This window comes from Collinsella sp. TF10-11AT, assembly GCF_003437565.1.
Classification (GTDB): domain Bacteria; phylum Actinomycetota; class Coriobacteriia; order Coriobacteriales; family Coriobacteriaceae; genus Collinsella.
Genome location: NZ_QSQW01000008.1, coordinates 13,106 through 37,693, shown reverse-complemented (window position 1 = coordinate 37,693; position 24,588 = coordinate 13,106). Strand labels below are relative to the sequence as shown.

The following is a 24,588-nucleotide window of genomic DNA, read 5'->3' as shown; positions in this document are numbered from 1 at the left end:
CTGCCCGCGACGGAAGAGGGGACGCGGGCGCATGAAAGGAGAGCAGCATGCTGTTCGATGTTTGGGGTAGCGATACCCTTATCCACTGGGTCGGCTGGGCGATGGTCTTTATCGGCCTGATCGTGCTCAACGAGGTCGGCCGCCGCACCAAGCTGGGCGCGGCAATCATCTTTGGCGTAGCTCCGCTTGCCATGACCATCTACTGCGTTGCCATCGCCATCGGCGTCTCACAGGGCGCCGAGTGGGCGCTCACCAACCCCACCCATGTGTACCAGAACAGCTGGTTCCACTACGCCAAGGTATACGCGGCGCTGGCCGGTTGCTGGGGCTTCATTGCCATTAAGTATCAGTGGGGCAAGATCGGCAAGGCGCATTGGTTCCGCGCGTGGCCGTTTGTGATCGTTGCCATCAACATCATGATCGCCGTCATATCCGACTTCGAGAGCGCCTATCACTTCTTTGTCCTGGGCGAGTCCACCTGGGTCACCTCCGAGGGCGCCACGCAGCTTGCCGGCTGGAACAACGTGTTCAACGGCATCGCCGGTATCATCAACATCTTCTGCATGACCGGTTGGTGGAGCGTCTACGCCTCCGAGGATCAGACCGACATGCTGTGGCCCGACATGACCTGGGTCTACATCATCGCCTACGACATCTGGAACTTCTGCTACACCTACAACTGCCTGCCCACCCACTCCTGGTTCTGCGGCTTTGCGCTGCTGCTGGCGCCCACCGTCGCCGCCTTTATCTGGAACAAGGGCGGCTGGATCCAGAACCGCGCCTTTACGCTGGCTATTTGGTGCATGTTTGCCCAGGTGTTCCCCTACTTCCAGGAGGAGTCCATCTTTGTGACCCACTCCACGCTCGACCCCGGCGCCGCTACCGCGGTCTCGATCGCCGCACTGGTCGCCAACGTCGCCGCGATCATCTACATCGCCTACCGCGCCAAGAAGCTCGGCCGCAATCCCTACAAGCAGGATGTCTTTGAGGGCACCAGCGATTGGGAGAAGGCCACCGCTCGCCGCGCCAAGGTTGACTACGCGCACGCCGAGTAACATGTTGGCCGCTGTTGGCACTTGGGCATAGGCCCGCTCACCAGGCCTTTCAATCCAATGTCTCGCAGAGCCCCCGAAAAGCGTTTCGCTCGCTTTCCGGGGGCTTTTTGTCGTTGCGCCTCTATTCATCTATTCAAAAACACGCGCATATATAAAATCGGATTTCAAATCATGCGGCGGCTCTATGGAGCCCCGTTTTTGGGTACAGTGTTGTCCCGATATCGAGCTTGGGGGATATATGAAAGATGAGACGACGGGCCAAGAGGATGCGGCCCAAGATGCAGAAGCGTGTGCCGAGGCCCTGGAGAGCCTAGACCAGATCGCGCTGGCCGAGATTGCGTTTGACGATTCGAGCGTTGATGTGCAGGATGAGCCGGAAATCGAGGCGCAGCCCGATGATCAGGATGCAAAAGACGATGGCGCCGCGCCCACCGAAGATGAGGCTGGGCACGAGGAATCCGAATGCGAGGCCGACGACCAGCCCGAATCCGACACGAGCGAGGAAACCATCTTGCTCGACAGCTTGCCTGCCGACGACTCGCTCACCCGCGAGCTCCCTGGCTTAGGCTCCGCGCCTGCCGTGGACGAGACCATCGCCATGGGCGATATTCCCCTGCCGTCCGTTCCCTCGGCACATGAGGCCGAGGCCCGTCACCGCAAGATGTCCCCCAAGCGCCGCAATCTGATGGTCGCCGGCGCTGTGGTCGTTGCGCTCGTCGCCGGCGGCGCAGGCTACGCAGCCTGGAACGGATACCGGCAAGAGCAGGCTGCCATCGCCGCCGCCAATGCCCACACGATGATGTCGGTGCAGATTGGTGTACATGCCGCGGGGCTCGACTGTTCCACCGGCTCCAAGATTCCCGTACAGGTGAGCGGCCAGGATTCTGACGGCTCCTCTGTGAGCGAAACACTCTATGTTGACGAGCACGGCCGTGGCATCAAACTGCTACCCGGTGACTACACGCTCTCCATTGCCGCCTCCCCCATCGCGTCCGACGGCACCGTCTATACCGTGCCGACCACCAAGGCGCAGGTCACGATCAAGAGCGACGGACAAGACCTAAGCAGCCAAGCCGCCTTTAAGCTCAAGGTGCCTTCGGCCGACACGGTAACCGACGACCAGATCGATGCCGCCGCCAAATATGCCGAGGAGGGAGGCGCGAGCTCCGCCGCCACCGCCAAGGTGCTCCAGCAGGCGGCAACCGCGCGGCGCGACGCCGCCGTCAATGCCGTGAGCGCGCAAAAGGCACAGGCGGCCCGTGATGCCGACGCCCGTCACAAGGCAACCGACCTCTACCAGCTCGATATCCCCGTCGAATGGTACGGCAAGGTCGAGACTTGGCAAAATGGCAGCACGCTATGCATCTATCTTGCCGGCGACAGCGATACGCCGATTGTGACGCTCGTCGCGGTGCGCGAGGGCGAGAGCTTTACGCCCGATGAGGGCGATACGGTTTTGGGTGCGGCCAATCTAGGCAACGGTTATACCGTCTACGCCAGCGGCCCCGTCTATCCGTACGTGGTGCCCCAGACCATCAACGGACGGACGCAGAATCCCGTGTCGACCTACCCCATGGACTCGGCCATTGAGCTTGTCGAGCTCACGACCGGCAACCGCTACACCTATAGCCAGATCAAGAACGTACTGGTCGGCAAAGACGGCAAGGCCGACGCCGCGACCAAACTCGAGACCGACTACCTCGCCCAGATTCTCCTGCCGAGCATCAAGGCCCAGGACTAGCGGACCATGACACCTGAGTCCTGGCCTCGCAAATCCATAGACGATTAGGAAAGGAGCCACTTCCATGCGGGCACAGCATGTACCACGCCGTGTTTGCATGGAATATCGGCCTGCTCATCCATGGTAACGATTGCCGACTCGCCAAGATCAAACTGGACCATCGCGGCATCGAGCGCGGCAATTTCGCGCTCGCGCGTTTTCTCGCTTGTCATATCCACACTTACCTGAATCAGGCCGTAAGCCTGCATGAGCAGTGCATCCCCAGCCACAAAGTCCACCTCATGGCTTTTATTCTTATCTTTAATCAGCAGGCGGCAAACCGAACCGGGCCGCACGACGGGGGTCCTTCTTCTGAGCGCATTGAACACCGCGGTCTCGAGCCTCTGACCCTGATCCAGTGCCGATGCGGGGGAGAACGCTCCGAACATCGCAGGATCGACGGCGTAGACCTTAGACGCAGACCGCGTATTATTTGCAAGCGAACGCGTGAATTCCGGCACCGAAAACAGCAGGTAGGCGTCCTCGTAATACTCAAGTAAGTCGCTGAGCGTATTTCGACTGACGGATATCTGTCTGCTCTTGAACTCGTTGTACACTTTGTTCACTGACAGCTCTCGTCCCGAAGATGCCATGCACCGCGCCAGAAACAGCGAGGCCAAACGGGGGTTCTTGACGTCGTAACGTTCAACGACGTCCATGGCGACCGTTCGCGACGCATATTCCTGTAGCAGCTGAATCGCGTCTGCGGGCGTCTGCTCAAGTGTCGCGATGAATCCCCCTCGCTCGAGATATCCGACCAGATGGTGTCGGAGCAACGCTGCATCGCTCGAGGAGAAGGGCGCGTTCGACTCAGGAACGCTCCCCGTCTTATATCGGACGTATTCCGAAAAACTCAACGGAAAAAGCTCTCGCACAAGAGAACGGCCCCTGAACTCGCTCTTAAGTTCTGAGGACAGCATCTTAGAAGAAGATCCCGTCACGTAAACGGTCGCCTTCTCCGTATCGACCACGCGTCGCAGAAACGCACCCCATTCGGGTATTTCCTGGATCTCGTCAAAGAAAAGGTAGGCGCCCTCGCCTCGAGCAGCAGGATATAGTGCATAGAATGTATCGAGCACGTCCGCTAGTAGCGATGGCTCATACGGACGCAAGCGCTCATCCTCAAAATTGAAATATAGCATCCGGTCAAGCTCGACGCCTTGGCCCTGAAGCCGCCGCATCTCCTGATACAGGCGATACGTCTTTCCACAACGACGGGCGCCCACAATCACATATACGATGTTGTCGCGCTTTGGCTCCTGCGGGTTGCCCAGATCAAGGTCGCGCTCAAAGACCTGCGGAACCCCCTGCTGTTCAAAGTCCTTTATTTTCTGGGCGATCAAGTCGTTGAATGCCATGATTCTCCAATCTTGCTCTCTAGCTAATCAAAATTATACCGATTCTTGATTAGCTAGAGAGCAAGATTACGTGCAACTTGATTAATAGAAAATCAAGTTTTGCTGTTACCGAGCATCAAGGTCCAAGACTAGCAGCCCGCGACACCCAAATTAGCTACTTAACGCCAGGGGTCAGCTTCGAACATTGGCTCGCGCTCGGGGCGGCGATCGCTGTAGGGATCGTAGCCGTCGTCGTCCTCGTTCTCGGCGCGGATGTAGGGATCGCGCGGCTTGGGTGCCGGCTTAGGCGCAGGCTTGGGTGCGGCATCGGTCGCCGGCGCGCTTGTCTTGATCTCGTCTTTCATCTGCATAGCTCCTTGCATCGCATCCGTTCAGCATCATCGATTGTCGCACGAAAAAGGGCGGCGGACCCCATTGGATCCGCCGCCCTTGGCGTTTAGAGACGGCTGGTAGATTTTAAGGCATGCCCAAAAGCCTACTCGGCGTCGGGGACCTCGTAAGTGGCCGCCGGCGTGTTGTCGCACACGACGGTAAAAGCACCGTCCTTGTCGACATCGACCGTCACCTGATCTCCCTCGCGCACCGTGCCGTCGATGATGGCGGCGGCGATGGCGTCCACGACCTCGCGCTGGACCAGGCGCTTGAGCGGACGGGCACCGAACACGGGGTCCAAGCCACCCACGGCGAGCATCTGCTTGGCCGCCGGGGTGATGGCAAGCGTCATGCGCTCGTTGGCCAGGCGTGCGCGGACATCGGCAAGCTGGATGTCGACGATCTTCTCGATTTGCGCCATGCCGAGCGGATGGAACACCACGATATCGTCGATACGGTTGAGGAACTCGGGGCGGAAGGTTTGAGCCATGGCCGCGTCGACCTGATGGCGCATCTCCTCCTCGTCCTTACCGGACAGATCGGCGATGGCCTTGGAGCCCACGTTAGACGTCATGATGATGATCGTGTTCTTGAAGGACACCTGGCGACCCTGGCCATCGGTCAGACGGCCGTCATCAAGCACCTGCAGCAGCACGTTAAAGACATCCGGATGAGCCTTCTCCATCTCGTCGAGCAAAATCACGGAGTACGGACGACGGCGCACGGCCTCGGTGAGCTGGCCGCCCTCGTCGTAGCCAACGTATCCCGGAGGCGCACCGATCAGACGTTGGACGCTGAACTTCTCCATGTACTCGGACATGTCGATACGCACGAGCGCACGCTCGTCATCGAACAGGCACTCGGCAAGCGCCTTGGCGAGCTCGGTCTTGCCCACGCCGGTGGGGCCCAGGAAGAAGAAGCTGCCGATGGGCTTGTCCGGATCGGAGAGGCCCGCACGGCTGCGACGCACGGCCGCGGCGACAGCGGAGACCGCCTCGTCCTGGCCGATGACGCGCTTATGCAGCTCGCCCTCCAAGCCCTTCAGCTTGTCGAGCTCGCCCTGCATCATCTTGGAGACGGGCACGCCGGTCCAAGCGCTCACGACCTCAGCGATCTCATCGGAGGTCACCTGTTCGTTGAGGCCCTCGCCGTCCTGCTGCTTTTGCGCCTCGAGCGCAGCCTCGGAATCCTGAATCTGCTGCTGCAGGCCCGGAATCACGGAGTAGCGCAGCTCGGACGCACGGCCCAGGTCGCCATTGCGCGTCGCGCGCTCCTCTTCGCTCTTGGCCTCGTCAAGCTGGCCCTTAAGCTCCTGCACGTGGTCGATGGCGTTCTTTTGGTTGAGCCAGCCGGCCTTTTGCACGTTGAGCTTTTCCTGGACCTCGGCAATCTCCTGGCGCAGGGCTTCCAGACGCTCCTTGGAGGCGTCATCGGTCTCCTTCATGAGCGCCTGTTCTTCGATCTGCAGCTGGGTGAGCTGACGCGTGGTGGCATCGATCTCGACCGGCATGCTGTCGAGCTCCATGCGCAGGCGGCTTGCCGCCTCATCAACCAGGTCGATGGCCTTATCGGGCAGGAAGCGGTCGGCGATGTAGCGATCGGAGAGGTCGGCGGCCGCCACGAGCGCGCTATCGGTGATATGCACGCCGTGGAAGATCTCGTACTTCTCCTTGAGGCCACGCAGGATCGAGATGGTGTCCTCGACGGTGGGCTCGGAGACCATCACGGTCTGGAAACGACGGGCGAGTGCCGCGTCCTTCTCGATGTACTTGCGATACTCGTCGAGCGTAGTCGCGCCGATTGCGTGCAAGTCGCCACGGGCAAGCGCCGGCTTCAGGATGTTGCCGGCGTCCATGGAGCCCTCGGTGGCACCCGCGCCCACGATGGTGTGGAGCTCATCGATGAACAGGATGACCTTGCCTTCGGACTTTTGGACTTCCTTGAGCACGGCCTTCAAGCGGTCCTCGAACTCGCCGCGGTACTTGGCGCCGGCGACCAGCGCGCTCATGTCGAGCTCGATGAGGTCGCGGTCGCGCAGGGTGCTCGGTACGTCGCCGGCCACGATTCGCTGAGCAATGCCCTCGACGATGGCCGTCTTGCCGACGCCCGGCTCGCCGATAAGCACGGGGTTGTTCTTGGTGCGGCGGGACAGAACCTGAATAGTACGACGGATCTCGTCGGTACGGCCGATGACCGGGTCGAGCTTGCCGGCGCGAGCCAGATCGCAGATGTTGCGACCGTACTGCTCCAACGCCTCAAACTGCGTCTTGTCCTCGGCAGACGTCACGCGGTCATCGCCGCGCAGTTCCTCGTAGACTTGCTCGATGCGCTCCTTGGTCACGCCGGCGCCACGCAGCACGCGACCCGCCTCACCCTTGTCCTCGGCAAGTGCCATCAGCAGATGCTCGGTCACCACAAAGCTGTCGCCCATCTTGGTGGCCTTTTTCTCGGCCTTCTCGATCACGCGAACGAGCTCGTTGGACAGGCCCATCTGCTGACCCTCGCCCGACACCTTGGGCGCATGGTCGATGGCATCTTGTGTGGAGCGTGCGAGCTGAGCCGGGTCGGCACCGATGCGCTCGATGATCACGGAGATATTGCGCTCGCCGGCACCGAGCAGGGCAGACAGCAGGTGGATCGGCTCCACCGCGCCGGCCTGTGCATCGGCAGCCGTGCTCATGGCGGTCTGCAGCGCCTCGCGCGACGTCATTGCTAGCTTATCGATTCTCATGGAATCACCTCTCTTGGGGCGGCCGCCCTACGGGGCGGCTTCACGTTGTTCGAGAAGTATTGTTGCCAGCTTTACGCGATCTTATACACAAATCTAAGTCTCTATATATAAGATTTTCTGAGTGAATTACGGATAGGGTACTGAGATGTCAGCCCGCCGCTGCCCAGGCGCGCTACCGTCTCGATCTGTAACATCTAGCAGCCATTTTTGATCCTAGATGTTACAGATCGAGACAGACCGAAAACCACCACAAAGAGGACAGGCACCTTTGTGGTGGTCGCGGTCTCTACTCCTTCGCCGAACCCGTACTTCCCGATTCGACGGTCCAGGGCATCTCATCCTCGAACAGCCATGTACGGGCAGACCCACTATCGCGTGCAGTCTGCGGGTCAGGCAAGCAGGTCTGTTTATAGGCATCTTGGATACACTGACCCATAAAATCGTTGAGCTCGGTCTGGTCGCCCTCCATGACATAGGCGACATCGCCGTCCATGATGTAGATGCCCGGACCCTCATTGCCCTCGTAGCCCGGATCGTACGAGACATCACATAACTTTGCGCCGTTTGCAGTGTCCAGCTCGATGGACGAGTGGCATCCGCCAACCATGTCGTTCGCTTTTGCCCGATAGGACGCATATCCGTACCAACGCTTAAATGTTTTGCCCTTGAGTAGCTCGGACGCCCTATCGATCAGGCTTGTATCCGTGGTATAGCGCATGGCCCCAAGCTGAATACGCGGATAATTGCTAATACCCAGCACAGCCGGCTGCTCATCAAAATCAACGGTAATGGTCTCGGGCTTGTCGTCGCCGGTCAGAAGTTCGACAGATTGAGTCACAGGCTTGACCACCGGCTCCGTCACCGCAGCAGGTAGAAATGCCATACCGACAGCGCCCGCGCCAACCACAGCGATCGCAAGCGCCAAGACAATCAATCCAATACGGGCAGAACGGCTCACGGCAAAACACCCCACAATGCAAACCTTCGCCACCTGCACTAATGATACCGCCAGCTAACACTATTACCAAAAGAAGCCGCGCGCTCCTCACCACCACAAAGGGGACAGGCACCTTTGTGGTGGTTTTCGACGCTAACGGTCGACCATCTCGCGCAATGAGATTAAACTTGAATTGCTCTCTGAACATATCCATTTCTGCCTATCCTCAACAGATCTTTGTCTCGAGGAGCGCATATGAAGCCGCCTCATTCCACCGGTCGCAACGTCATCGCCATTCTCGCCATACCCATCGTGATGCTCTTCCTTATCGTCATCACGCCCTTTTCCCTTGGTATCACCTCGCCCTTCGATTTATGCGGAATGGTCGACGCCGGCTCGCGTGCCACCTCGCTCTCCTTTATCTGTCGCGGCGTGTTTTACGAAGATGGAATTCCCACCGGAAGTTGGCAGTCAAAGTTGCCACTGCTCGGTCAGATCGACGGATGCTCCCCCTATTTCTGCCTTGGACCTCAGACGCTAAACTATCTAATCGACGACCAGCCACTCGACTTCATCACCCTCGCCTACGACTACGCACCAAACACCGATGAGCGCCACATGAACCAAGTCCTCGACAAGATGCTTGGACAGTGCGGGCTCACCGAGGAGGCCGGTCGAACCATCTATAGCAACCAGAAATTAAAGCGAACAGAACTCCGCCGTGTCGGAAAAATCAAAGGGCGAAACGGGGCCGCCTACTGGGATGCCTGGGCAACACGCGACAAGGGCGAATTCGGACACAGCACCTATATGGTCACTGTCTACACCAAAGACGGAATTAAGGACAATGTTGACGATTTCGCGTCATCCAAACTCGGCATCCCCAAAACAACCAAACCCGCCAGCCCAGATGAAATTCTGTAGAGCCGCCCATTAACATGCCGCTCAACGATCACAACAGCATCGAGCTCGTCCCCACCACCACAAAGGTGCCTGCCCCCTTTGTGGTGGTTTTCAACAAAAAGAAGCCGCCCCGATAACAGAGGCGGCATCAAGCAAGTCTATTTATTAGCGTCCCTCAAGACCCAACGAGAACGCAGAAATGTAGCCCGGGGCTTACCCTTTCCCGAACGCGGCCCTCGCGAAGCGCGTGAGCGGGCGGGAAAGGGTAAGCCCCGGGCGGACAATTAAGTGCGCTACTCGGCAGCGGCCTTGAACTTGTTGTAGTTGATCAGGCAGCCGGCCTTGACGATGGCACGCTCCTCTGCCGTCATATCGGCAATGTAGAGCTCAATCTGATCGACCGCACCATCGGCGCGCACCACGTAGGCGGCGATGTCCTTCAGGTCGCCATCGAGCGCGGCACGGATACCCGGCACAAAGACGTAATCGCCCACCTCAAAGTTGGGCTCGGCCTCCATCTGGAAGGGCACCATGCCCCAGTTCATCACGTTGGAGCGATAGCGCTTGGTGGCGTACTCGTGGACGATGTTGGCCAGGCCGCCAATTACGCGCTGGCAGCTCGCGGCCTGCTCGCGGGCGCTGCCGTCGCCAGGCTTCTTGGCGTAAATCATGGAACCGAACTCGGTCGCCTTGGCATCGGCCGCGACACCCGCGCCGGCCAGCGCCTCAAACACACCGGCAAGCTCGGCATCGAACGCCGCCAGGTCGCCCGCGGACTCGCCGGCAACGCGACGCTTCTCCACAGCGTCGACCTCCTTGGAGCGACCCACGTAGGCCGGGTCGCGGCGGCTCAGCGTAAACTCAGCCAGGCCCAGCGGGTTGGAGCGGAAGGAGCTCGTCTCGCCCGAGGGAATGAGCTCGTCGGTCGTGGTGACCGGGTCCATGATCTTGGAGCAAACCTTGAGCAGGATGTCGTCGCCGAGCGGCTCCATCGCGGGCCACGGCTTGATGTTGGGGCCTTCGACCAGCTCGTCGGCAGGCTCCGCCTTGCCAAAGCCCCAGTACACGCGCTTCTTGTACGGCGCGTCGTCAAAGGTGTACTCGCAGGCCTCGTCCCAGGTGTCCTCGGGCAGGTCGGTCGCCGGCGTCAGGACGCCGCCGTTGGCAGCCGTTGCCGCAATGGAGCGGGCGTCCATCAGGGCCACGGCGCTCAGCTGGCCATTACCCGGCTTGGAACCCTCGCGGTTGGGGAAGTTGCGCGTGGTGTGACGGATCGAAAGGCCGTTGTTGGCGGGCGTGTCGCCGGCGCCGAAGCACGGGCCGCAGAATGCCGTGCGCACGATTGCGCCGGCCTCCATGAGGTCGTAGATGTAGCCGCGGCGTGTAAGTTCGAGCGCCACGGGCTGGCTCGTGGGATAGACCGACAGCGAGAACTCGCCGCAGCCGGTATTGGCGCCCTTGAGCACGCGGGCAGCCTGGACCACGGAGTCATAGTTGCCGCCCGAGCAGCCGGCGATAACGCCCTGCTGCACGTGCAGCTTGCCGTCGACGATCTTGTCGAGCAGGCTAAAGTGCGTCTTGCCCTCGCCGATCTTGGCGGCCTCGAGCTCCACCTCGTGCAGGATGTCCTCGAGGTTCTCGTTGAGCTCGTCGATCTCAAAGCCGTTGGAAGGATGGAACGGCAGTGCGATCATGGGCTTGATGCTCGACAGGTCGACCTCGACGCAACCGTCGTAGTAGGCGACATCGGCGGGCTTGAGCTCGCGATAGTCGTCGCCGCGGCCGTGCATGGTCAAAAACGCGTGCGTGTCCTCGTCGGTGGCCCAGATGCTCGACAGGCAGGTGGTCTCGGTGGTCATGACGTCAACGCCGTTGCGGTAGTCGGTCGTCATGCTCGCGATGCCCGGGCCCACAAACTCCATGACATTGTTCTTGACGTAGCCCTTGGCAAAGACGGCGCGAATGATGGCGAGCGCCACGTCGTGCGGGCCGACGCCGGGGCGCGGGGCGCCCGTGAGGTAGATGGCCACGACGCCGGGATAGGCGACATCGTAGGTGTCGCGCAGCAGCTGCTTTGCCAACTCGCCGCCGCCCTCGCCCACGGCTATGGTACCCAGGGCACCATAGCGGGTGTGCGAGTCGGAACCCAGGATCATCTTGCCGCAACCGGCGAAGTTCTCGCGCATAAAGGAGTGGATGACGGCGATGTGCGGCGGAACGAAGATGCCGCCGTACTTCTTGGCTGCGGAAAGGCCAAAGACGTGGTCGTCCTCATTGATGGTGCCGCCCACGGCGCACAGCGAGTTATGGCAGTTGGTGAGCACGTAAGGCAGCGGGAACTGCTCCATGCCCGAAGCGCGCGCCGTCTGGATGATGCCGACAAAGGTGATGTCGTGGCTCGCCATGGCATCGAAGCGAATCTTGAGTGCCTCGGGGTCGCCCGACGTATTGTGTGCCTGGAGGATCGAATACGCGATGGTGCCGCGCTTGGCATCCTCGGGTGTCTGCGTAATACCGCGCTCGGCAGCCTCGGCCGCAGGCACAACCTCGCTGCCGCCGCGCAGGTAGATGCCGTCCTCGTACAGCTTGACCATACTGTCTCCCACTCTGCCCAAAAGATTTGGGCGCATAGCATACATTCGTTCAATATCGTGCCATAGAACGGTTGCGAGTGGGTTACGAATCTCTGCGTTCACTTTATCTCAGTAAAGCAGAGGACGAGTTAGGTCCTGGGGAGGCAGACTTAGACGCTCAAATGACGAGAGTGGATAATCTCCCACTTTGAGCCTGCAAACAGGCAAAAAACGGGAGATTATCCACTCTCATTCTGCAGGTACTCATTTAAGTCTGTCCCCAATGAGTGCCTACAGGTCGCCGCCCGTGCCCAGCAGTTTGCGCATGACTTGCTCGGGGTTGACCGAGCCGTCGCGCGGGGCCAGGGCGGTGATCTTCTTCTGCATCTTATACTCGTGCAGCTCGTCCTCGAGCTGGCGCACGCGGGCGCGGAGCTTTTCGTTCTCGCGCTCGCGCTCCTCGGCACGCTCCTTCATATCGAGGATGCGCACCACGCCGGCAAGGTTGATGCCCTCGTCAGTCAGCTGGTTGATGAGCTCCAGGCGCTCGATATCGGCACGCGAATACAGACGCGTGTTGCCGCCCGAGCGCTGGGGGTTCACCAAGCCCTTGGACTCGTAGACGCGCAGAGTCTGCGGGTGCATGCCGGTCAGCTCGGCCGCCACGCTGATCATGTACAGCGGTTTGTTCCTATTGTCCTCGGCCATGCTACCTGACCCCTTTCCGTCTCGTTATCGTCCATCATAAGCCCGCGGGCGTGGGCGTGCGCCGCGACCGCCCTAGTACGTCGCCTTGTAACGATTGACCTTCTCGCGATAGTCGCGCGTGTCGGCCTCGCGCAGCTTGGTCATGGCATCGCGTTCATCGTCGGACAGGTTCGTGGGAACCTGCACCTTGATCTCGACGAGCAGCGCGCCCGTGCGGCCACGGTGCTTAACATCGGGCGCGCCCATCTCCTTAAAGCGGAACTTCTTGCCCGTCTGGGTGCCCGCCGGCACCTTCAGACGAACCGTCGCGCCGCCGGGTGTGGGCACATCCACCGTGCAGCCGAGCGCCGCCTCGTAAACCGAGATCGGTACCTCCATGGTCACATCGGCACCCTTGCGCTTAAACAGCGGGTGCTCCTCCACATGCGTGGTCACGACCAGGTCGCCGCGCTCGCCACCCGCAACGCCATACTCGCCGCGACGCTTGTAGCGTAGTTTGCCGCCGTCGACCGCACCTGCGGGAACCGAGACCGTAATGGTTTGCTGCTCGCCCGTCGAGGGAATGCGATAGGTGACCTTGTGCGTCACGCCGCGAAACGCGTCCTCGGCCGTCACGTCGACAGTCAGCGACAGGTCGCCGCCCTTGCGAGCACGGCTGCGACCCGCACCGGCACCGGCATTACCCGCAGCCCCGGCAAAGCCCGAGCCCCAATCGCTGCCCCAAGCGCCGTTGCCGCTAAAGATGCTGTCGAAGATATCGCCCCAGCCGCTGGCGCCCGCGCCGGCACCGTAGCCGCCGCCATACGCGCCGCCCGCGCCCGGCATGCCGCCGAACATGAGCATCTGGTCGTACTCTTTGCGCTTCTTCTCGTCCGAAAGCGTCTCGTAAGCCTCGCTAATCTCCTTGAACTTGGCCTCGTCGCCGCCGGCATCGGGGTGGTATTTTTGCGCGAGCTTGCGAAACGCGCTCTTGATCTCTTTGTCGGAGGCGCTCTTGGATACGCCCAGGATGTCATAGAAGGTTTTGCCTGCAGCCATCGTAGCTCCTCTCCTGTTTCATCCACCGCTCAACGGGCGGCGGCTCATACTGTCATATGGCACTAGGCCAGAAAGGGCCCCGGGTGTTGCCCCGGGGCCCTTCTCAATTACTCCTCGGTGCTCTCAGCCGTATCGGCCGCAGCATCCTCGGGCGCCGCTTCGGGCTCCGGTGCGGGGCGCTTCTCGCCACCGTAGGTCACCGTCACCATCGCGGAGCGCAGGATGCGGTCCGCCATGCGGTAGCCCTTCTGGTACACGTCGTTGACGGTCTCGTCGTACTGCGATGCGTCCTCGACACGCCCCACGGCCTGGTGCTCGAGCGGATCGAACGCCTCGCCCTTGGGGTCGATGGGCTCAACGCCCTCGTGCGCAAACACATCGAGCAGCTTGGCATGCACCGCATCAACGCCATCGACGAACTGCTTAAAGTCGTCGGAAAGCTCCTGGCTACGGGCATGGTCGATTGCACGCTCGATATCGTCAACCACCGGCAACAGCGCGGTGACAAGCTTCTCGGTCGCGCGCTCGCGCTCTGCGATACGCTCGCTGGCGGTGCGGCGACGGAAGTTCTCCCAGTCGGCCTGCAGACGGGCGGTACGCTCGGTGGCGTCCTTTGCCTTGTCCTCGGCGGCCTTCTGAGCCTCTGCCGCAGCATCGAGCTCGCTGCGTACGTCGGCAAGCTCCTTTTGGGCCTGCTCGAACTTGAGCTTAAAGTCGTTGTCGGCGGCTTCCTCACCGGCGCGGATAGCGGCTTCCACCATCTCGTCCTCGGTCATCGTCGCCTCCTTGTTGGAATCCTCTACCTGGTTCTCGGCAGCCTCGGCGGCCTCGGCCTCGTTGGCCTCGGTATCGTCGACGGCCTCTACGGGAATCTTCACGTCCTTCTCCTCAGAGTCAACGGGGGCGGCGCCAGCGGCGGCCGCCTCCGTGCGAGCTTTACGGGCGGACATGATTACTTGTCCTCGTCGTCCACAACCTCGTAGTCGGCGTCGACAACGTCATCGTCGGCAGGCTGGGCACCGGCGGCGCCGTCGGTCTGCTGCTGAGCGTCGGCGTAGACAACCTGAGCCAGCTCGTAGGCTACGGACTGCAGGGATTCGCCAGCGGCCTTGATGGCCTCGACGTCAGAGCCCTCGAGCGCCTTCTTGGCGTCGGCGATAGCGGCCTCGGCCTTGGACTTCACATCGGCGGAAACCTTGTCGCCCAGCTCGTTGAGGGTCTGCTCGGTGGAGTAGCACAGGCTGTCGGTCTGGTTGCGGACCTCGACCTCTTCCTTCTGCTTCTTGTCCTCCTCGGCATGAGCCTCGGCGTCCTTGACCATGCGATCGACTTCGTCGTCGGAAAGCGCGGTGGAGCCGGAAATGGTGATCTGCTGCTCCTTGCCGGTGCCCTTGTCCTTAGCAGAGACCTTGACGATGCCGTTGGCGTCGATGTCGAAGGTGACCTCGATCTGCGGCACACCGCGGCGGGCAGCCGGGATACCGGTCAGCTGGAACTTACCGAGCGACTTGTTATCGCGGGCAAGCTCGCGCTCGCCCTGGAGCACGTTGATCTCGACGCTGGTCTGGTTGTCGGCAGCGGTGGAGTAGACCTCGGTCTTGGAGGTCGGGATCGTGGTGTTGCGGTCGATCATCTTGGTCATGATGCCGCCCATGGTCTCGACGCCCAGCGACAGCGGGGTAACGTCGAGCAGCAGGATGCCCTCGACGTCGCCGGTGAGCACGCCGCCCTGGACGGCAGCGCCGTCGGCAACGACCTCGTCGGGGTTCACGGACATGTTGGGCTGCTTGCCGGTCATGGTCTTGACCAGATCCTGGACGGCGGGCATACGGGTGGAGCCGCCGACGAGGATGACCTCGGTCAGATCGGAGAGCTTAAGCTTGGCGTCGCGCAGGGCGTTGGTGACAGGCTGCTTGCAGCGCTCGAGCAGGTCGCGGGTGATCTTCTCGAACTCGGCGCGGGTCAGCGTGTAGTTGAGGTGCAGCGGGCCAGACTGGTTCATGGTGATGAACGGCAGGTTGATGGTGGACTGCTGGGCTGCGGAGAGCTCCTTCTTGGCGTTCTCGGCGGCCTCCTTCAGACGCTGCAGGGCCATGGGGTCCTGACGCAGGTCGACACCGTTCTCCTGCTGGAACTTATCGGCCATCCAGTCGATGACGCGCTGATCCCAGTCGTCGCCGCCCAGGTGGTTGTCGCCCGAGGTGGACAGAACCTCAAACACGCCGTCAGCGAGGTCGAGGATGGAGACGTCGAAGGTGCCGCCGCCCAGGTCGAAGACCAGAATGCGCTGGTCGGTGCCCTGCTTGTCCAGGCCATAGGCCAGAGCAGCAGCGGTCGGCTCGTTGACGATACGCTTGACGTTGAGGCCGGCGATCTTGCCGGCGTCCTTGGTGGCCTGACGCTGGGCGTCGTTGAAGTAGGCCGGGACGGTGATGACGGCGTCGGTGACGGTCTCGCCCAGATACTTCTCGGCGTCGGCCTTCATCTTTGCGAGCGTCATGGCGCTCACCTGCTCGGCGGTATAATCCTTGCCCTCGATATCGACGACGGCACGGCCACCCTGGCCCTCCTTGACCTCATACGGCACGGTCTTGATCTCGGAGGTGCACTCGGAGTACTTGCGGCCCATGAAGCGCTTGATGGAGAACACGGTGTTCTTGGGGTTGGTGACCGCCTGGTTCTTAGCGGCCTTACCCACGACGCGGTCGCCGTCAGCACGGAAGCCCACGACAGACGGGGTGGTGCGGTCGCCCTCGGCGTTCACGATAATGGTCGGAGAACCGCCCTCGAGGACGGCCATTGCGGAGTTAGTAGTACCAAGGTCGATACCAAGAATCTTACTCATTAGAAATTCCCTCTCTCTTTTGCGTTCGCGCCGCCTCGACGATCTGTCGCGCGGCGCTTCGGCTTGTCTTTCAGGATGTAGTGTATCCCCTTATGGGCCGGAATATACAAAATCTAAGTCAATTCATATAAGATTTCTTATTGTTGAGAGTTTAGGTTCTTAAATGCGCAGGTAGATGCGCTGAATGAGTTCTCGGCAAATCTATTGAGATCTATGTAGAGATGGCTGAGGTTTGCGTCCGGGGGTGCCTGGGGGCCGTCTTGCGGCAAGCGCATCCCGGTTTGAGCGTAGATTCCGGGTCGCAGTTTCCGTCTGAAGGCTCAACCGGAAACCGTATCCCGTTTTGAGAGCTGATACCGGGTCGCAGTTTCCGCTAGCGGGCCCAACCGGAAACTGCGACCCGGTTTTCGGCCAAATAACGGGATGCCCTTTCCGCAGGCGCGCTCAATAGGTCAATATTACAAGTCACCTATAGCTAACATTTGCGCAGCTCAACGGCCCCACCTGCGCGTTTTTTAGTAAACCTTGGCATACTCGGCGAACGGTATGAAGATGCCGGCCAGAGGGTATTGCAAACGGTCGCTCCCGTGGTATGTTTTTGCCCGAATCAAACCGGCGCGCATCGCCTGTAGCGTCGGTCAACAGAGAGGAAACTACCATGGCTCATCCCGTAATTGATGCCGACGAGTGCATCGCTTGTGGCGTTTGCGTCGACTCCTGCCCCGCTGGCGTTCTGGAGCTCCAGGACGTCGCTACCGTCGCCGACGAGGACTCCTGCGTCGCCTGTGGCGCTTGCCAGGACGCTTGCCCCGCTGGCGCGATCACCGAGATCGTCGAGGAGTAACAACTCCCCCACTTGCACACTCAAAAGTACACCGTGCACAAAAAAGGAGGCTTCCGCATCGCCGCGGAGGCCTCCTTTTGTTTGTACAGGCAGCTAATTGGGGACGGGGCTACCTTGGCAGTTGCGGTGGAATAGTTCCTGGCTCATTGCTTAGGTGCCGATTGTAGGAACTATTTCACCGCAACTTATATAGACAGTATCGGGTTAGGACAAATCATCCTCGTAGGGCATTAAATCGGCAAGGTAGCCCTTCTCCTTGAGTATGGCCTCGATCTCGTCGAGGGTCTGCTCGTCCTCCGCCGCGATGCGATGGAAGTGGTAGCCGCTCGTCACCGTTAGTAGTGGAAAGCTCTTGCCGCTCTCGATATCGTGCAGGTAGCGCTCAACATCGCGACGATTGCGGATGTCCAGGTCGGCCGTGATCTTGCCGTACACACGATGGTTGACGATCACGTTGAGCACGGCGCCACCCGCGTCGACGATACTCGTAAGCTCGTCGCCCGCCTGCTCCACGCCGTGGCGCACCTTAACAAGACGCGTGGGCACGGCGGGGCTACTCGCGGCTTCCTGCAGCACGTAGCCGCGGTTGGTCGCCACGATATCGTGCCCATCGGCACGCAACAGGGCAATATCCTGAACCACGACCTGACGGCTCACGCCAACCTCGCGGGCAAGTGCGCTGCCCGAAACGGGCTCCTTGGCTCCTTCGAGCACGCCCATGATGGCACGGCGACGCTCGCGGGCGTTCATTATTTACCGTCCAGCAGACGCAGGTGCTTAAGCGAGAGGTCGAGGATCGGCGCAGAGTGCGTCAGGGCGCCCGAGCTAATATAGTCGACACCCAGATCGGCCAGGGCGCGAATGTTGCTGGCGTCCACGTTGCCCGAGCACTCGGTCTTGGCGCGGCCATCGATAAGCTCAATCGCGGCAGCCATGTCGTCGTGGGTCATGTTGTCGAACATGATGATGTCGGCGCCGGCTTCCACGGCCTCGCGCACCATGTCCAGGTTCTCGCACTCGATCTCGACCGTCGTGGTAAACGATGCATGGGCGCGCGCCATCTCGATCGCACGCATCACGCCGCCGGCGGCGTCGATGTGGTTGTCCTTGAGCATGACGGCCGTCGACAGGTTGTAACGGTGGTTGCTGCCGCCGCCGATCTCGACCGCGGCCTTCTCGAAGACGCGCATGCCCGGCGTGGTCTTGCGCGTGTCGACGAGCACGGTCTTGGTTCCCTCGAGCGCCGCGGCCATGCTGTGCGTGTAGGTAGCGATGCCGCTCATGCGCTGCAGGTAGTTGAGCGCCACGCGCTCACCCGAAAGCAGCACGCGCGCATCGCCCCGCACCTGACCCACATGGTCGCCGGCGTGCACCTCCTCGCCATCGGCAACGTCGAGCAGCACCGAGCTCTGCGAATCCAGCAGCTCAAAGGTACGGGCAAACACATCCAAGCCGGCGATGATGCCGTCGGCCTTGGCGATAAGCTCCACCGTGGCGGGACGCGCCGTGGGGCACACGCTCGCCGTGCTCACGTCCTCAAACGTAATGTCCTCGCGCAGAGCCTGTAAAATCAGATCATCGACGACGAGCTTCATGGTAATGGGATTCATGGTCTACTCCTCTGCGGCCTGCGTGCCGGCGGCACGGGCCAAATCATCGATTGCAAGGGTATCGGAACTCAGGGCGCGATGGCGTCCATCGAGCGCGGGCTCGCCCGCCTGCTCCACGGCCAGCGACTCGCCGGTGCGCATGTACCACGCGGCGCGACGACCCCAGACCAGCGCCTCGAGCAGACTATTTGATGCAAGGCGATTCTTGCCGTGAACGCCGTTGCAAGCCGTCTCGCCCGCAGCGTAGAGCTCGGGCATCGAAGTGCGGCCGTCCTTATCGACCCATACGCCGCCCATAAAGTAGTGCTGCGTGGGCGTAACGGGGATGGGCTCGTCCAAGATGTCGCGACCGTCCTCAAGGCAGCGCGCGCGAATGTTGGCAAAGTGCCCAGTCACCACGTCGCGCTCGACGGGGGCAAAGCTCAGCCACTCGTGCTCGGTGCCGTCCTGCTTCATCTGCTCGCGGATGGCGGCAGCGACAACGTCGCGCGGCTGCAACTCGTCGGTAAAACGCTCGCCGGCGGCATTGAGCAGAATCGCGCCCTCACCGCGGCAGCTCTCGCTGATCAGGAACGTACGGCCTGGCTGCGGCGAGAACAGGCCCGTGGGATGGATCTGCACGTAGTCCAGGTGCTCCATCTTAATGCCGTGCTCCTGCGCGATGTAGCAGGCGTCGCCCGTGAGCTGCGGGTAGTTGGTCGAATGGTCGTATACGCCACCGATGCCGCCCGTCGCCCACAGCGTATGGCGGGCATGGATCTTAAACGGCTTACCGACATGCACGCCCTCAGCGGCATTTGCCAGCTCGTCGGCGGGGCGAGCTGAATCGTCCTCGTCCACGGCAACAGCGACGACACCAGTGCACACCGTGGCCCCATCGCGCTCTGCCGTCAGGATGTCGGTCATGGCAACGTGTTCGAGAATCTGCACGTTATCCAGCTTGCGGACGGCCTGAAGCAGCTTGGTCGTAATCTCCTTGCCCGTAATGTCGGCATGGAAGGCAATGCGCGGACGGCTGTGCGCGCCCTCGCGGGTAAAGTCGAGGCCGCCATCGGCCTTGCGCTCAAAATCCACGCCCATCGCTAGCAGGTCGTTGATGACCGAGCGGCTCGAGCGGATCATGATGTCGACGCTCTCGCGGCGGTTCTCGTAATGGCCGGCGTGCATGGTGTCCTCAAAGAAGGCATCGTAGTCCGAGCCCTCGGGCAGCACGCAGATGCCGCCCTGCGCGAGCATCGAATCGCACTCGTCGACCGCGCCCTTGGAGAGCATGATCACGCGCGTGCTCGTCGGCAGGTTGAGCGCCGCGTACAGGCCCGCTACGCCGCAGCCGGCAATGACGACGTCGCACTCCATATCGGGGTATTGCTTGGTTTCCACAGGAATCCTCTCCCTTGAATGTGACATAAGAAACCGTCCCTCATGCCACATTGTTCTAGCGTGCTGCGTACTCGAGCATGCGGTCGAGCGTAAGTTTGGCCTGGTCGGCAGCCTCGTCCGACACGCCGATCTGCACCTCGCCCTCACCCGTCTCCAGGCAGCGCACGAGCTTTTCGAGCGTGATGAGATCCATGTTGACGCAGGTGGGCTGCACCGCGGGGAAGTAGAACTTCTTACCGGTGCCCTGGCAGCGGCGCTCGAGCTCGTAGAGCACACCGCGGACCGTCACGATAATGAACTCGCTCGCGTCGGACTCCTCGGCATACTTGATGATGCCGGCGGTGGAGCCGATGTAGTCGGCCTCAGCCAGGACGTCAGCCTTGCACTCAGGATGCGCCAGCACGAGCGCGTCGGGGTGGGCCTCCGTCGCGTCAACGATCTGCTCGACGGTGATGATGTGATGGCGCGGGCAGTAGCCGTTGTTGAGGATGACGTGCTTTTGGGGCACCTGCTCGGCTACGAAGCGGCCCAGGTTCTGGTCGGGAATGAACAAGATGTGCTGCTGCGGCAGCTCGGAGACGATCTTGACGGCGTTTGAGCTGGTAACGCACACGTCACTCCAGCTCTTGATCTCGACCGTGGAGTTGACGTAGCAGACCACGGCCAGGTCGTCGCCGTACTCGGCGCGCGCCGCATCGACCGTCTCGCGCTTGACCATGTGCGCCATGGGACAGTCCGCGCCCGGCTCGGGCAGCAGCACGGTCTTGGTGGGATTGAGCAGCTTGGCGCTCTCGCCCATAAACTCCACGCCGCACAGCACGATGGTCTGCTGCGGCAGGCTCTTGGCAAGCTTTGCCAGGTAGAAGCTGTCGCCGACGTAATCGGCCACAGCCTGAACCTCGGGCGCCACGTAATAGTGCGCCAGGATCACCGCGTCGCGTTGGGTTTTAAGTTGCTGAATGGCCTCGACGAGCTCTGCGGGCACCAGTGCCGCGCGCTCCGTTGCCGTCGTTGCCGATGCTAGGCCGGCCGCGATATCGCGTGCAAGCTCCGACGCATCCATGTTCGCGCTCTGTGCCATCAAGGCCCCTCTCTTTTGGCGAATCTTGGGGCTTTAGTATGACACCTAGGTTTACAGCTGACAAGACAGCTGTAAACCTAGGTGTAAAGTTGAAATAAAGATTCAATCATGCGGCAGGTCCATTTTCGAACTGGCAAGCTGAGGACAGCCGAAAATGGACCCGCCCCATGATTCGGGCAGCCCGTTTTGTCCTGGACCAAGGGGCAGTGGTCAAAAAGGGCCAAATATGAGTACTGTCACCAAATTAGTAGCATCGATTTTCCGGTCCAGAGCAGCAAAATCGCCTTGTTTGGAGCCCGATCGCGACTCTGAAGAACGAAAATCGATGCACTTTTGGCCTCTGGCACCGATTTTTGAGGCCATTTGGCTGCCACCAAACTGGTAACAGTACTCATATTTGGCCCTTTTTGACCACCGGGTTTCCGGCAGGCCCCAAAAGCGGGCCCGAATCGCTCGATCCGGGCCCGCTGGGGGGTAGCGAGCACAATCGAGGTGTAAGAAGCAAGAGAGGGCCATCGCCTAGAATCGTCAGCGCCTAGATATTCAACGAGAGGAAAGACAATGGTCCGCAGCGACATGCTACCCCAGCCGGACCGGGGGCTCGGCCTCGACCGGCCCCAGACCGAGGCATTTCACCGACGAGTTCAAGAGGAAGATAGTCGATCTCCACAACGCCGGAAAGCCCAGGCGCGAGGCCATGGACGAGTGCGACCTCGACAAGAGCACCGTGGAGAGGCGGGTCAAGTCGATAAACGAGACCGGCTCGCCGCGCGCCGCCGACAACCGCACGCCCGAGTAGAACCGGATCCTGGAGCCCGAGCGCGAGAACCGCAGGCTCCGGATGGAGGTCAACGTCTTAAGACGAGCGGCGCCAGCATACGCTCGGAAGTCAGGGCCATGGCGGCCAACGGGGGGCCGCTGCCCCATATCGGCGCAGCGCTGGCATCGAGGCCTTCTGACCTGTGTCAAGATTTCGGACACGCATGCTCGAGAAATCAAGCGGCCATAGGCATGGCCTCGAGCTTGGGCTCGGTTCTCTCGAAGAAGGCCGCCATGGCCTCGGCCGGCACCTTGTAGCCGATCGTCGAGCGGGGCCTTCGGCGGTTGTAGTACGCCTCGATGAACTCGACCACCGCGTGCTTGGCGGAATCCCTGGTCGGGAAGCTGCGCCTGTAGTACATCTCGTTCTTCAGCGTGGCGAGGAACGACTCGGCCACCGCGTTGTCGTGGCAGTTGCCGGCGCGGCTGCAGGACAGCCGCACGTCGTTGTCGCGCGCCCATTCGGCCAGAAGCCTGCTGGTGTACTGGGCGCCGCGGTCGGCGTGGAATATCGCGTTGCCGGCCACGTAGCCGCGCGATTTGGCCGACGCCAGCGCCGAAACCACGATGTCGGCGGTCATGCGCTCGGAGAGCGACCAGCCCACCACCATGCGGGTGTTGAGGTCGATGACCGTCGACAGGTACAGCCATCCCTCGCCGGTGCGCAGGTAGGTGATGTCGCCCACGAGCTTGCAGGTTGGAACGGGACTGGTGAAGTCGCGGCGCACCAGGTCGGGCCGGGGCCTGGCCTTCGGGTCGGGGATGGTGGTGCGCTTCCTGGCGTTGGGCGTGCAGCCGCGTATTCCCAGCTCGCGCATCAGCTTGCGCACCCTGTACAGGGTCAATCCGGAGAACTCGCCGGGCAGGAAGCATTTCACGAACCGGAAGCCGAACCTGCGGTCCGACTCCAGCCACACGCGCCGGACCGCCTCGCGCTCGGCCGACCAGTCTTCTCGCGGGCAGCCGTTGGAGAGCCACGAGTAGAAGCCCGATCGGCTCACGCCGAGCACGCGGGCCATCATTTTCACCGGGAATTCGGCCTTCTCCGCCAACATCATCCGGTAGCATGCGGCTACGCCTGGCTTTTGGCGAAGAAGGCCGCGGCTTTTTTCAAGAAGGCGTTCTCCATCTCGAGCTCGCGTATGCGCCTTTTCGCCTCGCGAAGCTCGCGGTCCTCGGCCTTGGGGTCGGGCCCGCCGGCAAGCTCGCGCCGGCGGCTCTGCACCCACTTGTTCACGGTCTTGGAATTCAGGCCCAGTTCTGCGCAGCATTCCGTTATCGGCCTGCCCGTCGAGATGATGTAGTCGGCGGTCTCGCGCCTGAACTCGTCGGTGTACTTGGCGGCTGGGTTGGACATAGCATACCGTCCTCTCGGTCGTCGATGAATGCATTCTAAAGGATTGGGCCTCTAGCATGCGTGTCCGAAAAGACGATACAGGTCAGACAACCCAATCAGACGTCGTCTCGAGCACGTCCTCTGCACGGTCGAGCGTGCTTCTGGCCTTGGCACCCTGTTTGAACCACGAGCGCAGGTCCTCGAGCGTGCTGCCCGCTGCGTACACCTTGATTTTGCGACCGCCTTTCGTGGTCACCGTGCAACGGTCGCCGCTCTCGCTATCCTCGTGCGCCGTGACCTTCTTGAGATAATCGCGGCGGAACGCCACGACGCGGGCGTTGCTGATCTCGATGAACCAATCGTCGTCGACAAGCGAGGTGCCCGTGGCACCTCGGCTCGCCATCTCCTCGGCGAAGGAGAAACCGAGTTCGCGCTCCTGTCTGCCGATCTCGTAGATACCACGGGCGGGCATGCTGAGCATGAGCAGAGGCAGGAGTCCCCCTATGAACAGGAAGAGGCATGGGACGAGCAGGAGCAGACGAGCACCGGCGTCGGTGAAAACAGCCATGAAGGCGATCACGAGCGAGAAGACGAGCGCCATACCGTTGAAAACAATCGTCAACGGCTTGATGGCAGACCAACACAGACCCGCCTTGGTCATCGGGCCGTCAACAGCGTCCGAGACCTCGATGCCCTCTTCCTCCAGACGGGCGAGGAGGTTGAGCGAGCACACCCCCTCGAGGCTTATCGAGCAGAACTTCCGGTCGCCCTCGAACAGGTCGATCCTCATCATCTGCGTGTGAAGCGTTGCACGGGTGATGTTGCCAAACGTCGTCTCCTTGCGGATGCCGAAGGCGTTACGCGAGAGAATTCGCTCACCGTCCACGTCGATGCGCGGGATGCTCAGCAGGGCCCAGATGGCCATGCCCGCGAGCGCCATGGCGTGACCGAACCACACAAGTTCGTGGTCCCACTCGCCCAACGAGACGCCCTGCCAGACGTAGACACCCAGCATGAGCAGTTCGAACGCGACGGCGCAGCAGGCGATGATCGTGCGAATGGCAGCGGGCATGCGCACCGTGAAGCGATCGAGGCTGTCCGTCGCCTCACTGCGCTCGCGCGCGCCGCGACGGGCGACCCATGCAGTGAGCGGACCGACGATGAACACCACCATCGCCACGCGCAGGAACGATTCGAGTATGTCGCCCATATTAACCA

19 protein-coding genes and 1 pseudogene are annotated in these 24,588 nt (G+C 61.4%); 4 read left to right on the top strand and 16 right to left on the bottom strand.

Annotation, left to right across the window (positions count from 1 at the left end; genetic code table 11):
• Positions 1–47: 47 nt before the first annotated feature.
• A complete protein-coding gene (locus DXC99_RS06630; RefSeq protein WP_117629681.1) occupies positions 48–1,055 on the top strand; it encodes a DUF5692 family protein in 1,008 nt (335 codons plus the stop codon).
• A 238-nt stretch (positions 1,056–1,293) separates the two neighbouring features.
• Complete coding sequence (locus DXC99_RS06625) at positions 1,294–2,796, top strand: hypothetical protein (protein ID WP_117629680.1); 1,503 nt, start codon at positions 1,294–1,296, stop codon at positions 2,794–2,796.
• Between the two features lie 44 nt (positions 2,797–2,840).
• On the opposite strand, the gene DXC99_RS06620 is transcribed toward DXC99_RS06625, so the two are convergent.
• The 4 genes from DXC99_RS06620 to DXC99_RS06605 all read right to left on the bottom strand — a co-directional run bounded on the left by DXC99_RS06620 (position 2,841) and on the right by DXC99_RS06605 (position 8,254).
• The gene (locus DXC99_RS06620; protein WP_117629679.1) at positions 2,841–4,193 is read right to left on the bottom strand and encodes an ATP-binding protein; all 1,353 of its coding nucleotides are present in this window, start codon (positions 4,191–4,193) and stop codon (positions 2,841–2,843) included.
• Between the two features lie 158 nt (positions 4,194–4,351).
• Positions 4,352–4,537 (bottom strand): hypothetical protein, encoded by a 186-nt coding sequence (locus tag DXC99_RS06615; RefSeq protein ID WP_233502909.1) that lies wholly within the window; start codon positions 4,535–4,537, stop codon positions 4,352–4,354.
• A 131-nt stretch (positions 4,538–4,668) separates the two neighbouring features.
• A complete protein-coding gene (clpB, locus tag DXC99_RS06610) occupies positions 4,669–7,296 on the bottom strand; it encodes an ATP-dependent chaperone ClpB (protein ID WP_117629677.1) in 2,628 nt (875 codons plus the stop codon).
• A 286-nt stretch (positions 7,297–7,582) separates the two neighbouring features.
• Entirely contained in the window at positions 7,583–8,254 is a 672-nt protein-coding gene (locus DXC99_RS06605) for a hypothetical protein (protein ID WP_147329350.1), read from the bottom strand.
• Between the two features lie 234 nt (positions 8,255–8,488).
• On the opposite strand from DXC99_RS06605, the gene DXC99_RS06600 reads away from it, so the two are divergent.
• Complete coding sequence (locus DXC99_RS06600; protein WP_117583635.1) at positions 8,489–9,157, top strand: hypothetical protein; 669 nt, start codon at positions 8,489–8,491, stop codon at positions 9,155–9,157.
• A 272-nt stretch (positions 9,158–9,429) separates the two neighbouring features.
• Here the strand turns inward: DXC99_RS06600 and DXC99_RS06595 are convergent, their stop codons facing one another.
• The 5 genes from DXC99_RS06595 to dnaK all read right to left on the bottom strand — a co-directional run bounded on the left by DXC99_RS06595 (position 9,430) and on the right by dnaK (position 16,300).
• The gene (locus tag DXC99_RS06595) at positions 9,430–11,730 is read right to left on the bottom strand and encodes a hydratase (RefSeq protein ID WP_117629676.1); all 2,301 of its coding nucleotides are present in this window, start codon (positions 11,728–11,730) and stop codon (positions 9,430–9,432) included.
• Positions 11,731–12,000: 270 nt separating this feature from the next.
• Complete coding sequence (locus DXC99_RS06590) at positions 12,001–12,417, bottom strand: heat shock protein transcriptional repressor HspR (protein WP_055250809.1); 417 nt, start codon at positions 12,415–12,417, stop codon at positions 12,001–12,003.
• Between the two features lie 72 nt (positions 12,418–12,489).
• Positions 12,490–13,455: a DnaJ C-terminal domain-containing protein gene (locus DXC99_RS06585; protein ID WP_117583637.1), complete on the bottom strand. Its 966-nt coding sequence runs from the start codon at positions 13,453–13,455 to the stop codon at positions 12,490–12,492.
• Positions 13,456–13,562: 107 nt separating this feature from the next.
• Positions 13,563–14,405, bottom strand: a complete 843-nt coding sequence (locus DXC99_RS06580) for a nucleotide exchange factor GrpE (RefSeq protein ID WP_117583638.1) — start codon at positions 14,403–14,405, stop codon at positions 13,563–13,565.
• A 2-nt stretch (positions 14,406–14,407) separates the two neighbouring features.
• A complete protein-coding gene (gene dnaK, locus DXC99_RS06575) occupies positions 14,408–16,300 on the bottom strand; it encodes a molecular chaperone DnaK (RefSeq protein WP_117564548.1) in 1,893 nt (630 codons plus the stop codon).
• Positions 16,301–16,958: 658 nt separating this feature from the next.
• On the opposite strand from dnaK, the gene DXC99_RS06570 reads away from it, so the two are divergent.
• Positions 16,959–17,144: a DUF362 domain-containing protein gene (locus tag DXC99_RS06570; RefSeq protein WP_006235216.1), complete on the top strand. Its 186-nt coding sequence runs from the start codon at positions 16,959–16,961 to the stop codon at positions 17,142–17,144.
• Between the two features lie 204 nt (positions 17,145–17,348).
• On the opposite strand, the gene DXC99_RS06565 is transcribed toward DXC99_RS06570, so the two are convergent.
• The 7 genes and pseudogenes from DXC99_RS06565 to DXC99_RS06535 form a co-directional block, all read right to left on the bottom strand.
• Positions 17,349–17,894 carry a transcription repressor NadR gene (locus DXC99_RS06565; RefSeq protein ID WP_089573639.1) on the bottom strand — a complete coding sequence of 182 codons (546 nt, stop codon included), beginning with the start codon at positions 17,892–17,894 and terminating at the stop codon, positions 17,349–17,351.
• On the bottom strand, positions 17,894–18,754 hold the full coding sequence (nadC, locus tag DXC99_RS06560; RefSeq protein ID WP_117629675.1) for a carboxylating nicotinate-nucleotide diphosphorylase: 861 nt from the start codon (positions 18,752–18,754) through the stop codon (positions 17,894–17,896). The genes DXC99_RS06565 and nadC overlap by 1 nt, the downstream gene beginning before the upstream one ends.
• Before the next feature lie 3 nt (positions 18,755–18,757).
• Complete coding sequence (locus DXC99_RS06555) at positions 18,758–20,161, bottom strand: FAD-binding protein (RefSeq protein ID WP_199407991.1); 1,404 nt, start codon at positions 20,159–20,161, stop codon at positions 18,758–18,760.
• Positions 20,162–20,189: 28 nt separating this feature from the next.
• Positions 20,190–21,215 (bottom strand): quinolinate synthase NadA, encoded by a 1,026-nt coding sequence (gene nadA, locus DXC99_RS06550; protein WP_117583639.1) that lies wholly within the window; start codon positions 21,213–21,215, stop codon positions 20,190–20,192.
• Between the two features lie 995 nt (positions 21,216–22,210).
• Positions 22,211–23,263 (bottom strand): IS3 family transposase, encoded by a 1,053-nt coding sequence (locus DXC99_RS06540; protein WP_158551670.1) that lies wholly within the window; start codon positions 23,261–23,263, stop codon positions 22,211–22,213.
• A pseudogene (locus DXC99_RS10505) lies at positions 23,164–23,391 on the bottom strand (transposase); the annotation flags it as partial. The pseudogene DXC99_RS10505 and the gene DXC99_RS06540, both read right to left, overlap by 100 nt.
• Positions 23,392–23,473: 82 nt before the next feature.
• Positions 23,474–24,580: a hypothetical protein gene (locus tag DXC99_RS06535; protein WP_233503821.1), complete on the bottom strand. Its 1,107-nt coding sequence runs from the start codon at positions 24,578–24,580 to the stop codon at positions 23,474–23,476.
• Positions 24,581–24,588: the final 8 nt, after the last annotated feature.

What these genes read in the sequence shown, in the direction of transcription:
- DXC99_RS06630 (WP_117629681.1), top strand. Translation starts at nt 48, where the DNA reads ATGCTGTTCGATGTTTGGGGTAGCGATACCCTTATCCACTGGGTCGGC.
- DXC99_RS06625 (WP_117629680.1), top strand. Translation starts at nt 1,294, where the DNA reads ATGAAAGATGAGACGACGGGCCAAGAGGATGCGGCCCAAGATGCAGAA.
- DXC99_RS06620 (WP_117629679.1), bottom strand. Translation starts at nt 4,193, where the DNA reads ATGGCATTCAACGACTTGATCGCCCAGAAAATAAAGGACTTTGAACAG.
- DXC99_RS06615 (WP_233502909.1), bottom strand. Translation starts at nt 4,537, where the DNA reads ATGAAAGACGAGATCAAGACAAGCGCGCCGGCGACCGATGCCGCACCC.
- clpB (WP_117629677.1), bottom strand. Translation starts at nt 7,296, where the DNA reads ATGAGAATCGATAAGCTAGCAATGACGTCGCGCGAGGCGCTGCAGACC.
- DXC99_RS06600 (WP_117583635.1), top strand. Translation starts at nt 8,489, where the DNA reads ATGAAGCCGCCTCATTCCACCGGTCGCAACGTCATCGCCATTCTCGCC.
- DXC99_RS06595 (WP_117629676.1), bottom strand. Translation starts at nt 11,730, where the DNA reads ATGGTCAAGCTGTACGAGGACGGCATCTACCTGCGCGGCGGCAGCGAG.
- DXC99_RS06590 (WP_055250809.1), bottom strand. Translation starts at nt 12,417, where the DNA reads ATGGCCGAGGACAATAGGAACAAACCGCTGTACATGATCAGCGTGGCG.
- DXC99_RS06585 (WP_117583637.1), bottom strand. Translation starts at nt 13,455, where the DNA reads ATGGCTGCAGGCAAAACCTTCTATGACATCCTGGGCGTATCCAAGAGC.
- DXC99_RS06580 (WP_117583638.1), bottom strand. Translation starts at nt 14,405, where the DNA reads ATGTCCGCCCGTAAAGCTCGCACGGAGGCGGCCGCCGCTGGCGCCGCC.
- dnaK (WP_117564548.1), bottom strand. Translation starts at nt 16,300, where the DNA reads ATGAGTAAGATTCTTGGTATCGACCTTGGTACTACTAACTCCGCAATG.
- DXC99_RS06570 (WP_006235216.1), top strand. Translation starts at nt 16,959, where the DNA reads ATGGCTCATCCCGTAATTGATGCCGACGAGTGCATCGCTTGTGGCGTT.
- DXC99_RS06565 (WP_089573639.1), bottom strand. Translation starts at nt 17,894, where the DNA reads ATGAACGCCCGCGAGCGTCGCCGTGCCATCATGGGCGTGCTCGAAGGA.
- nadC (WP_117629675.1), bottom strand. Translation starts at nt 18,754, where the DNA reads ATGAATCCCATTACCATGAAGCTCGTCGTCGATGATCTGATTTTACAG.
- DXC99_RS06555 (WP_199407991.1), bottom strand. Translation starts at nt 20,161, where the DNA reads ATGTCACATTCAAGGGAGAGGATTCCTGTGGAAACCAAGCAATACCCC.
- nadA (WP_117583639.1), bottom strand. Translation starts at nt 21,215, where the DNA reads ATGGCACAGAGCGCGAACATGGATGCGTCGGAGCTTGCACGCGATATC.
- DXC99_RS06535 (WP_233503821.1), bottom strand. Translation starts at nt 24,580, where the DNA reads ATGGGCGACATACTCGAATCGTTCCTGCGCGTGGCGATGGTGGTGTTC.